Below are 14,302 nucleotides of genomic sequence, written 5' to 3' on the forward strand. Positions count from 1 at the left end.
CACCCTAATCTGCGAGTTCGGCGATCTCACCGGCGGTCCACCTGCCCCCCGAAGCAGCGGATCGACAAGAAAAAGTGTGCCTGGCGGCGATAAACGAACGATGAACGTCCGTGCCATGTCTCAGGCGGCCGCTGCCGGGGTCAGCAATGCCTGCACCTCTGCGGCTTCTGGTGAGTGCAGCCTCTCGTAGATCTCGAGAGCCTCGCGCCAGCAGACCTGGGCCCGGCCGGTCTGGCCGATGCCGCTCAACGCTTTGCCGAGGACGGTGAGCACGTTGCCCCGGCGCCATTCCCCGCCGATGCCCCTCAGCATTGATAGAGCCATCTCGGCGTTGGCCGCGGCCTGTGCGGGGGAGCGGACCAGGAGATCCACTTCGGCGAGACGGAACAGGGTCATGCCCTCCCACAGCCGCTGACGGCTGGTGCGGAAGACCTGCAGTGCGTCCTTGAGGTGGGCGGAAGCATCCGACAACTGGCCGTTGCGGCTGAGGGCCATGCCGAGCGCGTAATGGCCGTTCGCAGCCTTGAGGGTGTGCCCCAGCTCCTCGTACATCCCGGTCCCCTGCCGGGCGAGGCGCACGGCGCTGTCGGCGCGGTCCGTCGCCAGATGCAGGCGTGAGAGGTTGCACAGGGCGGATGCCGTACCCGAAAGGTCGCCGCAGGCACGGAAGTCCTTGATGGCCCGCTCGAGATGCTCCTCGGCCTCCACGTAGCGGTTCTGATAGAAGGCGAAGGCGCCCAGGATGTTCGCCGCCCAACAGCAGGGCATCGGATCGCCGGCAGCCTCGGAGAGCCGGAGAGCCTGTCGCGCCTCTTCGTCGGCCTGATCGAAGTAACCGGACCAGTGCCTGGCGTTGGCCAGGACGAGAACGGCCCGCCCCTCCGCTCGGCTGTCCGACACGGCGCGTGCGGCATCACGCAGGGCCGTGGCCGCCGCCTCGTACTCCCTGGAGTTCGCTCCGGACTCGGCCAGGTCCACCGCGGCCCACAGCAGGTCGACCGCGCGCCTGAGCCGGGCGTTGTCGGACGACTGGCGCACACACGCGAGCAAGGAGACGGCCTCGGAGTAGAGCCAGTCCTGCGCAGCACGCCGGTTCTCAAAAGTCAGTCCAGCGGTCCGGGGTTTCTCCAAATGATCCACCAGGCGGTCCCCGGGCCGCTCGATCGCGTACCCCTCGGCCACCGTAGCCAGATAGAAGTCCAGCAACCGCGACATCGCCGCCCCCCGCTCCCTCGGCGGCCACTCGTCGCGTTCCGCGCACGCACGCGCGTAGAGGCGGACCAGGTCGTGGTAGCGGTAGCGGCCGGGCGCGGCCGACTCGAGCAGGGACGTGTCGACGAGCGACTCCAGCAGGTCCTCGGTCTCCTCCACCGGCAGGTTCAGTACCGCCGCGGCGGCCGCCAGGGAGATGTCCGGGCCGTCCGCGAGGCCCAGGAGGCGGAAGGCGCGGGCCTGGGCCGGCTCCAGCTGGCCGTAGCCGAGCTCGAAGGTGGCCTTCACCGCCAGGTCGCCGGCCTGGAGTTCGTCGAGGCGGCGGCGTTCGTCCGCCAGCTTCGCCGCCAGGACGGAGACCGTCCAGGTGCGGCGCGCCGCCAGACGGGACGCCGCGATGCGTATGGCGAGCGGCAGGAAGCCGCATGCCGCCACCACGTCCAGCGCCGCCTCCCGCTCCGAGGCCACCCGCTCCGCGCCGACGATCTTGGTGAAGAGCGACAGCGCCTCCTCCGGGGACATCACGTCCAGGTCCACCAGATGGGCGCCTGCCAGGTCGACCATGCGGACCCGGGAGGTCACAAGGGCCGCGCAGCCCTCCATGCCGGGCAGCAGCGGGCGCACCTGGGCCGCGTCCTTCGCGTTGTCCAGCAGGACCAGGACCCGGCGGCCGTCCAGCACCGAGCGGTACAGCGCCGCCCGTTCCTCCAGCGAGTCCGGGATCGCGGAGTCCGCGGTGCCCAGGGCGCGCAGGAAGGAGCCGAGGACCGTCTCGGGCTCCGCCGACCGGGGGCCCGCGCCTTGGAGGTCCACGTACAGCTGGCCGTCGGGGAAGGCGCCGCGGGCCTGGTGCGCGACGTGGACGGCGAGCGTCGTCTTGCCCACGCCGCCGATGCCGGCCAGCGCCGAGACCGCCATCACGCGGCCCTCCGCCGACGCCAGCACCTCGCCCAGCTCGGTGACGAAAGCCGCCCGGCCGGTGAAGTCGGGGACGGTGGCCGGGAGCTGGGCGGGACGGACGGGTGAGGCGGCGGGCTCGGCGGCAGGTGCCGACGGCTCTGCCAGGCCCGGGTCCGCGCGGAGGATCCGCTGCTGGAGCTCCTTGAGGCCCGCGCGGGGGTCGACCCCCAGTTCGTCGGCGAGCAGACGGCGGGTGTCCGCGTACACCGCCAGCGCCTCGGCCTGGCGGCCGGAGCGGTACAGCGCCAGCATCAGCAGCTCGCGGAGGCGTTCGCGCAGCGGGTGCGCCGCGGTCAGGGCCGTGAGCTCGGAGACCGCCTCCGCGTGGCAGCCCTGTTCCAGGTCCATGTCGAGGCGGGACTCGAGGAGTTGGAGGCGCCATTCCTCCAGGCGGGTCCGCTGGGTGTCCGCGTGCGGGCCGGGCACGCCGGCCAGCGACTCCCCGTCCCACAGCGCCAGTGCCTCGTTGAGCACCTGCCGGGCGTGGCCCAGATCCCCGGCGTTCTTGGCTTTCTCCGCCTCGGCGGCCAGCTCCTGTGCGGCCGCGACGTCCAGGGAGCGGGCGTCGCTCAGCCGCAGCGCGTACCCGCCCGACTCGCTGACCAGCACTCCGGGGGAGAGGACCTTACGCAGCCGTGAGGCGTAGGTCCGCACGGCCGCCAGCGCGCGCGGCGGCGGCTCTTCGCCCCACAGCGCGTCGATCAGCTCGGACGCCGTCGCGGTACGGCCCTCCCGCAGCAGCAGCGCGGCCAGCAGGGCGCGCTGTTGCGGCGAGCCGGTGGCCAGCGGATCGTCTCCGTGCCAGGCGCGCACCGGTCCGAGCACGCCGAAGCGCAGCGCCGCCGATCGCTCGGGACGCCGCTGCTCAGGCACTCGCGGTACACCGTCCATCGCTGCCCCCAGGCCCCCTGCCGAACAGACCACAACAAGGAGGCCAGTTTGCCTTGTTCATGGCGGATGCGTCAGCTGTGGGAGACGGCGATCACAGGCCGCCGGGCGGTGTGTCACAAGGTCCACACATGTTCTCCCCCTGTGCGCAAGGGCGGGGGAGTGCCGAAGGGGAATGTTCATGAGCTGACGGTTCGTCAGATCAGCGCTACGGTGACCGTCATGGAGACCTCACAGACCAAGGGCACCGACGGCACCTTTCCGCAGATCATCTCCGTCGACGACCACACCGTGGAGCCACCGAACGTGTGGCAGGACCGGCTTCCGCGCAGGTACCGGGACGTGGGCCCGCGCATCGTCCGTGCGCCCTTGAAGGAGATGACCTTCCTCGGCGGCAGGTTCGCACCCGTCATGGGTGCGCCCGGCGACGACGGACCGCTCGGCGACTGGTGGGTCTACGAAGATCTGCGCCGGCCCCTCACCCGCCTCGACACCGCCGTCGGATACGACAGGGACGAGATCAGGCTCGAGGTCATCACGTACGAGCAGATGCGGCCCGGCTCGTACGACGTCCCCCAGCGCCTGGCCGACATGGACGTCAACCACGTCCGGTCCGCCCTCTGCTTCCCGACCTTCCCCCGCTTCTGTGGACAGACCTTCACCGAGGCCAAGGACCGCGAGCTCGGCCTCCTCTGTGTCCGCGCCTACAACGACTGGATGGTGGAGGAGTGGTGCGGGCCCGAGGCGCGCGGGCGGCTTGTCCCGCTCACCCTCATCCCGCTCTGGGACGCCGAGCTGGCCGCGGCAGAGGTGCGGCGCAACGCCGGGCGCGGCGTCCGTGCCGCCGCCTTCTCCGAGATACCCCCGCACCTCGGGCTGCCGTCCGTCCACACCGACGACTGGGACCCGCTCCTCGCCGCCTGCGACGAGACCGGCACCGTCATCGCGATGCACATCGGCTCCAGCAGCAGGATGCCCTCCACGTCCGCGGACGCCCCGCCGGCCGTCGGCTCCACCATCACCTTCGCCAACTGCTGCTTCTCGATGGTCGACTGGCTGATGAGCGGCAAGTTCGAGCGCTTCCCGAACCTGAAGGTGATGTACGCGGAGGGGCAGATCGGCTGGATCCCGTACATCCTCGGGCGCGCCGACGTCGTCTGGGAGGAGAACCGCGCCTGGGGCGGGGTCGCGGACAAGGTCCACCGCCCGCCGTCCGAGCTCTTCGCCGACCACGTCTACGGCTGTTTCTTCGACGACGCCTTCGGGCTCAGGAACCTGGACGCCATCGGGGTCGGGAACGTCCTGTACGAGACCGACTACCCCCACTCCGACTCCACCTGGCCGAAGTCGCGCGAGGTCGGCGAGGCGCAGATGAGGCACCTGGACGCGGACGTCGTGGAGCGGATCGTCCGGGGCAACGCCATCGAGCTGCTGGGGCTGACCGAGGAAGGTCTGTGGCCCGAACAGGCCGGACAGGACCCGCAGATGACCCGGAAGTGAGGGGCGCCCGCGTACGGTCCGGGCTGCGCAGGTGAACAATCGCGTCCCCCGTTGAACATTGATCGACCACGGCGGCAGCGCGGCCGGCCGGTCCTCAGCATGGGCACACCCGCACCTACCCGAGCCCCCTACCGGAGGACCACCGTGCCCCGTTGGAGATCGGCCCTGGCCACCCTGTCGGCCGCGTTCGTCGGCGCCACCGCGCTGCTCGTCGCCCCGCCCGCGTCGGCCGCCACCAGTGACGCGGACCTCGCCTACCGCTGGGCGCCGCTGCACCACCAGGACACCTCGTCGTCGTACTACACCGCCGACTACCTGGCGCCGGTGAACTACGACGGCGACTGGAGCACCGTCAACAACTGGGAGGACCTGGACGCCAACGCCTCGCGGCTGGCCGGCACCGTGTACTACTCGGTGGCCGAGACCGCGACGCACTGGTACATCACCTACGCCTTCTTCCACCCGAGGGACTGGAAGGACTACCCGCTGAACCTCTTCTCGCACGAGAACGACATGGAGGGCCAGCTGGAGGTCGTCCGCAAGGACGGCAGCGCGTACGGGACCCTGCAGGCCGTCGTGACGCTCGCACACGACAACTTCTACTCGTACACCCCGCCCGGCAGTCCCTTCACCGACGGCCGGGAGAACATCGACGGCACCGTGATCATGCAGAACTTCGACGGTGCGGCGCACCCGACGAGCTTCCAGGAGGCGCGCGGCCATGGCGCCTACGCCTGGGACGGCACCGCCTTCCCCGGCGGCGACGGCATCGTCTACTCGCCGAGCCGCGGTGCGGGCTCCGTCCCGACCGGTGGCAACGACCGCAACGCGAGCTACGGGCTCACCGACCTCACCACCTCCGACAGCCTCTGGGGCCGGCGCAACAACAGCGAGACCTACGCCAAGTGGGGCGCGTTCCGCGGCGACAACGGTGAGGACAACGCGGCGCACGCCCCGTGGGCCTGGGACGACACCAATGACGGCAGCGGCCTCCAGGCGGGCGTGATCGCGACCGATCCCGCGTACCTGGTCTCCCAGTACTTCGGCAACACGGGCGATCTCAGCCTGACCTACCTGCGCAACCCCTACCGCTCCTGAGAGCGGCCGTTCCGGGCGGCCGCACCGGCGGCCGCCCGGAACGCGGGCCCGCACGGGCCTTGTCTGACGCACCGTCAGCCGTGACGATGAAGTCGGCCGTTCTTGACTGACGGTCCGTCAGAAAGAGGTGGTGCGTCGATGCGAATGCGGCCGGACGGGGATATGGCCTACGGGATGCAGCTCCCGATCCAGTCCCAGAGCACGATCTACGCCGAACCCTGGGAGGAGGCGGCGGGGCCGGCGGACCTCGTCGCGGTGGCCCTCGCCGCCGAGGGCGCCGGCTTCGACTACGTCGCCTGCTGCGACCACGTCGCCGTCCCGCTCCGGCTGGCCCCGGCCATGAGCACGGTCTGGTACGACCCCGTCGCCACCCTCGCCCACCTGGCCGCCGTCACCGAGCGCGTCCGGCTGCTCAGTCACGTCGCGATCGTCGGGCTGCGGCATCCCCTGGCGACCGCCAAGCAGTACGCCACCCTCGACCACCTCTCCGGCGGGCGCCTGGTCCTCGGGGTGGGGGCCGGTCATGTGGCGGAGGAGTTCGCGGCGTTGGGCGTGGACTTCCGGCGGCGGGGGGAGGTCCTCGACGAGACCGTCGACGCGCTCCGGGCGGCCCTCGGACCGGACGAGTTTCCGGAGCACCACGGCAAGGCGTACGACTTCGAGGGGCTCGGGCAGCGCCCCCGCCCGGCGCAGGAGCACGTCCCCCTCTGGGTCGGCGGCTCCTCGCCCGCCGCCGTGCGCCGGGCGGCGCTGAAGGGTGACGGCTGGCTTCCGCAGGGCGACCCGCGGGACCGGCTGCCCGCGCAGATCGCCCGTCTCGCCGGGCTGCGCGCGCAGGCGGGCATGGAGGGGCCGTTCACCGTCGGTGCCATCACCGAGCCGTTGTATGTGGGCGAGTCGGGCTGGGACGTGGGACGGCGCACGATCAGCGGCCCCGCACAGGCGGTCGCCGAGTCGCTGCGTGCGTACCGCGCGATGGGTGTGCACCAGATCCAGGTGCGGTTCCGCTGCCGGAGCCGCACGGAACTCACCGATCAGATCGCGGCGTTCGGGGCCGAGGTGGCCCCCCATCTGAACTGAGGAGTGTCATGGGCAAGCTGGACGGGCGCGTCGTCATCGTCACCGGTGCGGCGCGCGGGCAGGGCGAGCAGGAAGCGCGGCTGTTCACGGCGGAGGGCGCCCGGGTCGTCCTCACGGATGTGCTCGACGACCGGGGCGAGGCGCTCGCCAAGGAGCTCGGGCAGGCGTACGTCCATCTGGACGTGGGCCGCGAGGCGGACTGGGCCGCCGCGGTGGCCGCCGCGAAGGAGACGTATGGGCGCATCGACGGGCTGGTCAACAACGCCGGGATCCTGCGGTTCAACGCGCTGGTCGACACGCCTCTCGACGAGTTCATGAGCGTCGTCCAGATCAACCAGGTGGGCTGTTTCCTCGGGATCAAGGCCGTGGCGCCCGAGATCGCGGCCGCCGGCGGCGGCACCATCGTCAACACCGCCTCGCACACCGCGGTCACCGGCATGGCGGCCGTGGGGACGTATGCGGCGACCAAGCACGCCGTCCTCGGTCTCACCCGGGTCGCGGCCATCGAGCTGGCGTCCCGGAAGGTCCGCGTGAACGCCGTGTGCCCGGGTGCCGTCGACACCCCGATGTCCAACCCGGCCCGGCTGGACCCGGACGCGGACGCGAAGGAGATGTCCAGGGCCCTCGAAGAGCTGTACCGCAGGCTGGTGCCGCTCGGCCGAATCGGGCGGCCCGAGGAGGTGGCGCGGCTCGCCCTCTTCCTGAGCTGCGACGACTCCTCCTACATCACCGGGCAGCCGTTCGTGATCGACGGCGGCTGGCTGGCCGGAGTGTCCGTTGTCTGACTTACAGTCAGCTATTGACGCTCCACTCGGGCGGTGCCACAGTCGGCGGCAAAGAACTGACGGATCGTCAGATAATGACTCCTGGGGACGGTGAACCTCCTTGGAATTCGGGCTCTTTGTACAGGGATACGTGGGCAAGCGCGCCGAGACCGACCCGCTCGCCGAGCACAAGGCGCTGATGGAGGAGACCGAGTACGTCATCCAGGCGGACAAGTCCGGCTTCAAGTACGCCTGGGCCTCCGAGCACCATTTCCTGGAGGAGTACTCCCACCTCTCGGCCAACGACGTCTTCCTCGGCTACCTCGCCCACGCCACCGAGCGGATCCACCTGGGCTCCGGGATCTTCAACCCGCTCGCCCAGGTCAACCACCCGGTGAAAGTCGCCGAGAAGGTCGCCATGCTCGACCACCTCACCGGGAACCGCTTCGAGTTCGGCAGCGGACGCGGAGCCGGCTCGCACGAGATCCTCGGCTTCCTCCCCGGCATCACCGACATGAACCACACGAAGGAGATCTGGGAGGAGACCATCGCCGAGTTCCCCAAGATGTGGCTCCAGGACGAGTACGCCGGCTTCCAGGGCAAGCACTGGTCGCTGCCGCCCCGCAAGGTGCTCCCCAAGCCGTACGGGAAGTCGCACCCGGCCATGTGGTACGCCGCCGGGTCCCCGCCGTCGTACGCCATGGCGGCGAAGAAGGGCCTCGGGGTGCTCGGCTTCAGCGTGCAGAAGGTCTCCGACATGGAGTGGGTCCTCGAGCAGTACAAGACGGCCGTCGTCGACGCCGAGCCCGTCGGGGACTTCGTCAACGACAACGTGATGGTCACGACCACCGCCGTCTGCGCCCCCACCCACGAGGAGGCGATCCGCATCGCGGTGAACGGCGGACTGCACTACCTGCCGTCCCTCGTCTTCCGCTACCACGACACCTTCCCGCGCCCCGAGGGCTTCCCGGTCTGGCCCGAGACGCTCCCCGAGTACACCGAGGAGTTCATGGAACTGCTCATCGAGGAGGAGCTGCTCATCTGCGGCGACCCGGACGAAGTGCTGCGGCAGTGCAAGAGGTGGGAGCAGGCGGGAGCCGACCAGCTGAGCTTCGGGCTGCCGGTGGGGATCCCCAAGGAGGAGACGCTGCAGACGATCCGGCTGATCGGTGAGCACGTCATCCCGAAGATCGACACGGACCCGGTGCACCGCACCACGCGGTTCAGGCAGAGCGCCTGACCGCGGCCGGGCCGCGGGCCGTCCGGCGACCGTGGGCGCGACACGGCCGGTCGCGCCCACGCGGCGTCGCACGCACCGGCCCCGCCCCGCGCCCCTATCGGGACGCTCACCCGCACCGGAGGTCAAGGAGGCAAGGTCCATGCTCGACCACGTCATCAAGGGCGCGACCGTCGTGGACGGGACGGGAGCGCCCGCGTACACGGCGGACGTCGGCCTGCGGGACGGCCGTATCGCCGTGATGGGCTCGGTGACCGAACAGGCCCGCACCACCGAGGACGCGTCCGGCCTCGTCCTCGCCCCCGGCTTCGTCGACCCGCACACCCACTACGACGCCCAGCTCTTCTGGGACCCGTACGCGACACCGTCCCTGAACCACGGGGTCACCACCGTCGCTGCGGGCAACTGCGGCTTCACGCTCGCCCCGCTCAACCCCGGGCGCCCCGAGGACGCCGACTACACCCGCCGGATGATGTCCAAGGTGGAGGGCATGTCCCTGGTCGCCCTCGAGGAGGGGGCGCCCTGGAACTGGCACACCTTCGGGGAGTACCTGGACGCCCTCGAAGGCCGGATCGCCGTCAACGCGGGCTTCATGGTGGGGCACTGCGCGCTGCGGCGGTATGTGATGGGGCCGGACGCGGTCGGCGGGCAGCCGACTGGGGACCAGCTCGCGCAGATGCTGCGGCTCTTCCATGAGGCCATGGACGCGGGTGCCTGGGGCTTCTCCACGACCCAGTCGGCGACCCACTCCGACGGCGACGGGAAGCCGGTCGCCTCGCGGCACGCGGAGCCGGCGGAGCTGCTGGCCCTGTCGAAGGCGGTGGGTGAACACGAGGGCACGCAGATCGAGGCGATCGTCGCCGGGTGCCTGGACCAGTTCAGCGACGCGGAGATCGACCTCCTCGTGGAGATGAGCGCGGCGGCGGGACGTCCGCTGAACTGGAACGTGCTCACCGTCGACGCGTCCGTGCCCGAACGCGTACCGCGCCAGCTGCTGGCGAGCGAGCGTGCCCGCAAGGCGGGCGGCCGCGTGGTGGCCCTCACCATGCCGATCCTCACCCCGATGAACATGTCGCTCGGCACGTTCTGCGCGCTCAACCTGATCCCCGGGTGGGGCCCGATCCTGGGCCTGCCCGTGCCCGAGCGGATCGGGAAGCTGCGCGACCCGGACGTCCGCGCCGAGATGCTCCGGCGCGCCGGCTCCAAGGAGGCGGGCGTCTTCCGGCGCCTCGCGAACTTCGGACGGTACGTCATCGGGGACACCTACAGCCCGCGGAACGAGGGTCTGACCGGGCGGGTGGTGAACGACATCGCGGCCGAGCGCGGCCAGGACCCCTTCGAGTGCCTGGTCGAGATCTGTGCGAACGACGAGCTGCGGACGGTCCTGTGGCCCATGCCCACCGACAACGACCCCGATTCCTGGGCACTGCGGGCTCAGACCTGGCGGCACGAGGACGTCCTGCTCGGCGGCTCGGACGCGGGCGCCCATCTAGACCGCATGTGCGGTGCTCCGTACACGACCCGGTTCCTCGGGGACTGCCTGCGCGGCCGGAAGCTGGTGCCGCTGGAGCAGGCCGTGAAGATGCTGACGGACGATCCTGCCCGGTTGTTCGGGCTGCGGGAGCGCGGCCGGGTACGGGAGGGCTTCCATGCGGACCTCATCCTGTTCGACCCGGAGCGCATCGACGCCGGTCAGGCCACCTTGGTGCACGACCTGCCGGGAGAGAGCCCGCGGCTCGACTGCAGGGCGATCGGGTTGCGGGCGGTCTGGGTCAACGGTGTCGCGGCGCTACGGGACGACGTGGTGACCGGTGCCGTACCGGGCCGGGTGCTCCGCTCCGGACGGGACACCAGGACGGTGAGCACCACGTGACCGAGCGGCAGCGGCTGTTCGTCGGCGGGGCGTGGGTCGAGCCCGACGGGGGCCACTACGAGGTCGTCGACCCGGCGACCGAAGGGATCGTCGGGTGGGCGCCGGAGGCCTCCCGGGAGCAGGTGCACGCCGCGGCCGCCGCGGCCCGTGAGGCCTTCGGACCGTGGTCGCGGAAGACCCCCGAGGAGCGGGCCGCCGTCCTCGCCCGCGCGGCGGAGGTGATGCGGCGCAACCTCGTGCCGTACGCCGACCTGGCGCAGGCGGAGAGCGGCGCCACGACCGGCACGGCGCGCGGGATGCAGGTCGGGGTGGCGGTGGCCCGGTTCCGGCGGTACGCGCGGGTGGAGCCGGTGGAGCAGCCGCTGCCGCCGCAGATCAACGAGGCGGGACCGTTCGGCGGTGCCGCCGTCATGGGCGCCCTCGCCGTGCGCCAGCCGGTCGGCGTGGTCGCCTGCATCACCTCGTACAACAACCCGTGGGCGAACCCGGCGGGCAAGGTCGCGCCCGCGCTGGCGATGGGCAACACGGTGGTGGTGAAGCCGGCGCCGCAGGATCCGCTGTCGGTGTACCGCATGGCCGAGGCGCTCCAGGAGGCGGGCGCCCCGCCGGGTGTGGTGAACGTGGTGAGCGGTTCGCGCCCGGAGGTCGGTGAGGCGGCCGTGGACTGCCCGTACGTCGACATGGTCAGCTTCACCGGTTCGACTGCCGTCGGGCAGCGCATCGCCGAGGTGTGCGGCCGGTCCATGAAACGGCAGCTGATGGAGCTGGGCGGCAAGGGCGCGGCGCTGGTCTTCGACGACGCCGACCTCGAGTCCGCGGTGGCCGGCATCGGCACCACGTTCTCCTTCTACAGCGGGCAGATCTGCACGGCCCCGACGCGGGTGATCGCACAGCGGGGCGTGTACGACCGCCTGGTGTCCCGACTGGCCGGCTACGCGAGTCATCTGACGGTCGGTGATCCACGTGAGCGGGGCACGGTGGTGGGTCCGGTGATCTCGGCGGCGCACCGCGACCGTGTGGAGTCGTACGTGGAACTCGGCCGCAAGGAGGGCGCGCGGCTGGTCGCCGGGGGCCGACGGCCGCCCCTGGAGCGCGGCTTCTATGTCGCCCCGGCCCTCCTCACGGACTGCACGCCCGACATGCGGGTGGTCCGGGAGGAGATCTTCGGCCCGGTGGTCGTGGTCCTCCCCTTCGACGAGGAGGAGGAAGGCATCGCCTTGGCGAACGACACCGACTACGGCCTGATCGACTACGTCTGGTCGGGGGACGTGGCCCGCGCCTTCCGCGTGGCCCGCCGGCTGCGGGCGGGCGGTGTCGGTGTGAACACCGTCGGCCGGAACATGGAGGCCCCGTTCGGCGGGTTCAAGAAGAGCGGGGTCGGCCGGGACGTCGGCTCGTACGCCCTGCACGCGTACAGCGAGGTGCAGGCGATCGTGTGGCCCGGGTGAGGTGAGGGGCGGCAGCCCGGGTGACCTCAGTCGTCCAGGTCGACCCGCACCGTGAGGAGTCCGGTCCCCAGCGCCCGTACCGCCGCGCTATTGAGGCGGGGCAGGGTCTTGAGGCGGGTGCGGGGGTCGTCGTCCGCGAGGACATGGGCCGTGCCCGTGTGCCAGCGGCCGCCGATGCGCACCCGCACCCGGGGATCGGCCCGGATGTTGCGGATGTACTGGGACCTCTCGCCGTGCTCGGAGACCAGCCAGAACGAGTCGCCGATGCGGCGCCCGCCCAGGGGGGTCCGGCGCGGCAGGCCCGAGGTGCGGCCCGTGGTCTCCAGCAGTGTCTGGACCGGCATGCGGCGCTGCACCGGATTGACGACGTGGCGCTGGAGCGCCGTGACCGCACGGTACTTGAGGTCGGCGAAGCCCGGCATGGTCTCGTGTTCCCCCTGACGGCGTGAAGAACGAGCACTCACGCGCAGTCTCGCAGACCGGCCATCGGGGGCGCGTGAAATCGGCCACGCGCCCCCGTGGGCCTACGACCGGCCCAGGAAGATCGGGTTCGTGAACGCGGCCAGCACCCCCGGCACCGGCCCCACCGCGGCCTCGTGCCGCAGCTCCGCCCGTACGTACGCCGCGTACTGCGGGGTCGCGTGCCATTCGACGGTGCCCGACCCGGTCACCGGCAGCGGATCGCTCGTGAACAGCACGCCCTGGTCGGTGACGAAGCGGACGGTGCAGCGAGGGGCGCCCTGTGCCTCCACGCGGACCGTGACCGGGGTGTCCTGGTCCACCCGCAACCGCTCGCCGATGCCGGCGTGTTCGCCGCGGCTGCCGGACGCCGTGAACGTCAGCGACACGTTCTTCGACTCCGCGACGTACGAGCGGCCCGCGCGGATGCCCTCCTGGATGGCCTCCCGGGTCAGGTCGTCGGCGAGGACCACCGTCTGCGGGGTGCCGATCGCGTCGGGGTCACGGTGGGCGTCGCTGTTGCCCACCGCCGGCAGCCACCGGCCGTGCCCCTCCCGGACCGCCGCCACCAGCGTGTTGTCCCACTCCGCCAGCGTCGCCTCGTCGTCCGGCGTGTAGGGGCCGTTCCACACCTCGAGAGCGTCCGCCTCGCCGAAGCCGAACTTCCAGCCGCAGCCGATGCAGGTGGCGTGCGGATGGGCCGGGACGACCAGGCCGCCCGCCCGGCGGATCTCCTGGGCGAACCGGGCCCAGCGGTTGTCGCGCGCCCGGTAGCGCCAGTCGATGAAGGTGCCCGGGTCGGTGCCCAGGGCCAGCACGTGCCCGTTCCGCGTGGTCACCTCCTCGCCCGTCAGGATCAGCAGGTCGTCACCCGCCTGGTCGGCCCAGTGGGCGTGCGAGGAGTGGGTGTTGTGCTCCGAGGTGTTGATGAAGTCGAGACCGGCGGCCCGGGCCAGAGCCGCGATTTCCGCGGGCGTGCGGCGGCCGTCGGAGTACCAGGAGTGCATGTGGCAGTCGCCGCGGTACCAGGCGCGGCCCCGCCCCTTGGCACGGGATGGCGGGTACACGGGCGCCGGCGTGGGGCCCTGCGCGCCGTAGGTGAGAGTGATCGTGATCTCGTACGCGAGACCCTGCGGGGCCACCGTGTACGGGCCCAGAGCGATGTGCCAGGTGCCGGGGCGGACCGGGCCGGGGACATAGCCGGGAGTGGCGTCGTCCGCACGGATGAAGAACTCGGTGCGCGCGCCGCCGGACCAGCCGCGGAAGCCCTTGCCGCCCAGTTCGGTGCCGCGCTCGTCGAAGATGCCGATGTCGAGGGCGTTGCCCTGGGCGCCGGCCGGCACGGACGGCCTGTCGTAGGTGTAGGCGACCTTGATCTCGCGGACGTCCCCGGGCACGTCGACGGGGAGGTAGACGAAGTCGGGCGAGCCGGTGGGCAGCGTGCCGCGCACCGTCCTCGTCTCCTGGTTGTCGGCCGCCTCGGCGGCGGGACCACTGGAGAAGCTCACGGTTCCCAACGTAAGCGCGGCGGCCGCGCCCGTCACGAACAGCGCGCGTCTGCCGAGGCCGTGGTCGTCGTCGCACATGCTGCTGCTCCCAACATGTCGGATGACAGGGGTGGTGCAGTGCTGGTGCCTCCCACTCTGGGGTCGCCCCGTGAACTCCGCCGCACGGGAAGTCGATCGGCAGCCGCGTGTCGGCGTAACGGGCGGTGGCCGCGGCCCCTGGTGACCTACGACCTGCCCCGACCGACACAAGAACGCCCTGTATGACCTGATCACCG

Annotated in this window: 10 protein-coding genes; 7 read left to right on the forward strand and 3 right to left on the reverse strand. The window is 71.4% G+C overall.

Translation table 11 applies throughout. The features are described 5' to 3' along the window. Window positions 1–120 precede the first annotated feature (120 nt). Window positions 121–3,063, reverse strand: coding sequence for a BTAD domain-containing putative transcriptional regulator (locus ACQEXA_RS31475; protein WP_433131741.1), 2,943 nt, complete (start codon window positions 3,061–3,063; stop codon window positions 121–123). A 219-nt stretch (window positions 3,064–3,282) separates the two neighbouring features. Between ACQEXA_RS31475 and ACQEXA_RS31480 the strand changes: the two genes are divergently transcribed. The 7 genes from ACQEXA_RS31480 (at window position 3,283) to ACQEXA_RS31510 (ending at window position 12,060) form a co-directional block, all read left to right on the forward strand. After that, the gene (locus ACQEXA_RS31480; protein WP_433131743.1) at window positions 3,283–4,560 is read left to right on the forward strand and encodes an amidohydrolase family protein; all 1,278 of its coding nucleotides are present in this window, start codon (window positions 3,283–3,285) and stop codon (window positions 4,558–4,560) included. A gap of 144 nt (window positions 4,561–4,704) precedes the next feature. Next, a complete protein-coding gene (locus ACQEXA_RS31485) occupies window positions 4,705–5,658 on the forward strand; it encodes a hypothetical protein (protein ID WP_432929249.1) in 954 nt (317 codons plus the stop codon). Between the two features lie 138 nt (window positions 5,659–5,796). Further along, a complete protein-coding gene (locus tag ACQEXA_RS31490; RefSeq protein ID WP_433131745.1) occupies window positions 5,797–6,738 on the forward strand; it encodes an LLM class F420-dependent oxidoreductase in 942 nt (313 codons plus the stop codon). Window positions 6,739–6,746: 8 nt separating this feature from the next. After that, the gene (locus ACQEXA_RS31495) at window positions 6,747–7,523 is read left to right on the forward strand and encodes an SDR family NAD(P)-dependent oxidoreductase (RefSeq protein ID WP_432929247.1); all 777 of its coding nucleotides are present in this window, start codon (window positions 6,747–6,749) and stop codon (window positions 7,521–7,523) included. 100 nt (window positions 7,524–7,623) lie between these two features. Next, window positions 7,624–8,742: an LLM class flavin-dependent oxidoreductase gene (locus ACQEXA_RS31500; RefSeq protein ID WP_432929245.1), complete on the forward strand. Its 1,119-nt coding sequence runs from the start codon at window positions 7,624–7,626 to the stop codon at window positions 8,740–8,742. A gap of 139 nt (window positions 8,743–8,881) precedes the next feature. Then, window positions 8,882–10,612 carry an N-acyl-D-amino-acid deacylase family protein gene (locus tag ACQEXA_RS31505; protein WP_433131746.1) on the forward strand — a complete coding sequence of 577 codons (1,731 nt, stop codon included), beginning with the start codon at window positions 8,882–8,884 and terminating at the stop codon, window positions 10,610–10,612. Next, complete coding sequence (locus ACQEXA_RS31510) at window positions 10,609–12,060, forward strand: aldehyde dehydrogenase family protein (RefSeq protein WP_433131748.1); 1,452 nt, start codon at window positions 10,609–10,611, stop codon at window positions 12,058–12,060. Before ACQEXA_RS31505 ends, ACQEXA_RS31510 begins: the two co-directional genes overlap by 4 nt. 26 nt (window positions 12,061–12,086) lie before the next feature. On the opposite strand, the gene ACQEXA_RS31515 is transcribed toward ACQEXA_RS31510, so the two are convergent. Both ACQEXA_RS31515 and ACQEXA_RS31520 read right to left on the reverse strand, forming a co-directional pair. After that, window positions 12,087–12,482, reverse strand: a complete 396-nt coding sequence (locus ACQEXA_RS31515) for a nitroreductase/quinone reductase family protein (RefSeq protein ID WP_432939272.1) — start codon at window positions 12,480–12,482, stop codon at window positions 12,087–12,089. Window positions 12,483–12,584: 102 nt separating this feature from the next. Continuing rightward, complete coding sequence (locus ACQEXA_RS31520; protein WP_432929239.1) at window positions 12,585–14,105, reverse strand: CehA/McbA family metallohydrolase; 1,521 nt, start codon at window positions 14,103–14,105, stop codon at window positions 12,585–12,587. Window positions 14,106–14,302: the final 197 nt, after the last annotated feature.

Origin of the sequence: Streptomyces sp. CA-106110, assembly GCF_050936285.1 — a bacterium.
Taxonomy (GTDB): domain Bacteria; phylum Actinomycetota; class Actinomycetes; order Streptomycetales; family Streptomycetaceae; genus Streptomyces.

Coding starts and splice junctions, on each gene's coding strand:
- ACQEXA_RS31475 (WP_433131741.1), bottom strand. CDS start 3,063: ATGGACGGTGTACCGCGAGTGCCTGAGCAGCGGCGTCCCGAGCGATCG.
- ACQEXA_RS31480 (WP_433131743.1), top strand. CDS start 3,283: ATGGAGACCTCACAGACCAAGGGCACCGACGGCACCTTTCCGCAGATC.
- ACQEXA_RS31490 (WP_433131745.1), top strand. CDS start 5,797: ATGCGAATGCGGCCGGACGGGGATATGGCCTACGGGATGCAGCTCCCG.
- ACQEXA_RS31495 (WP_432929247.1), top strand. CDS start 6,747: ATGGGCAAGCTGGACGGGCGCGTCGTCATCGTCACCGGTGCGGCGCGC.
- ACQEXA_RS31505 (WP_433131746.1), top strand. CDS start 8,882: ATGCTCGACCACGTCATCAAGGGCGCGACCGTCGTGGACGGGACGGGA.
- ACQEXA_RS31515 (WP_432939272.1), bottom strand. CDS start 12,482: ATGCCGGGCTTCGCCGACCTCAAGTACCGTGCGGTCACGGCGCTCCAG.
- ACQEXA_RS31520 (WP_432929239.1), bottom strand. CDS start 14,105: ATGTGCGACGACGACCACGGCCTCGGCAGACGCGCGCTGTTCGTGACG.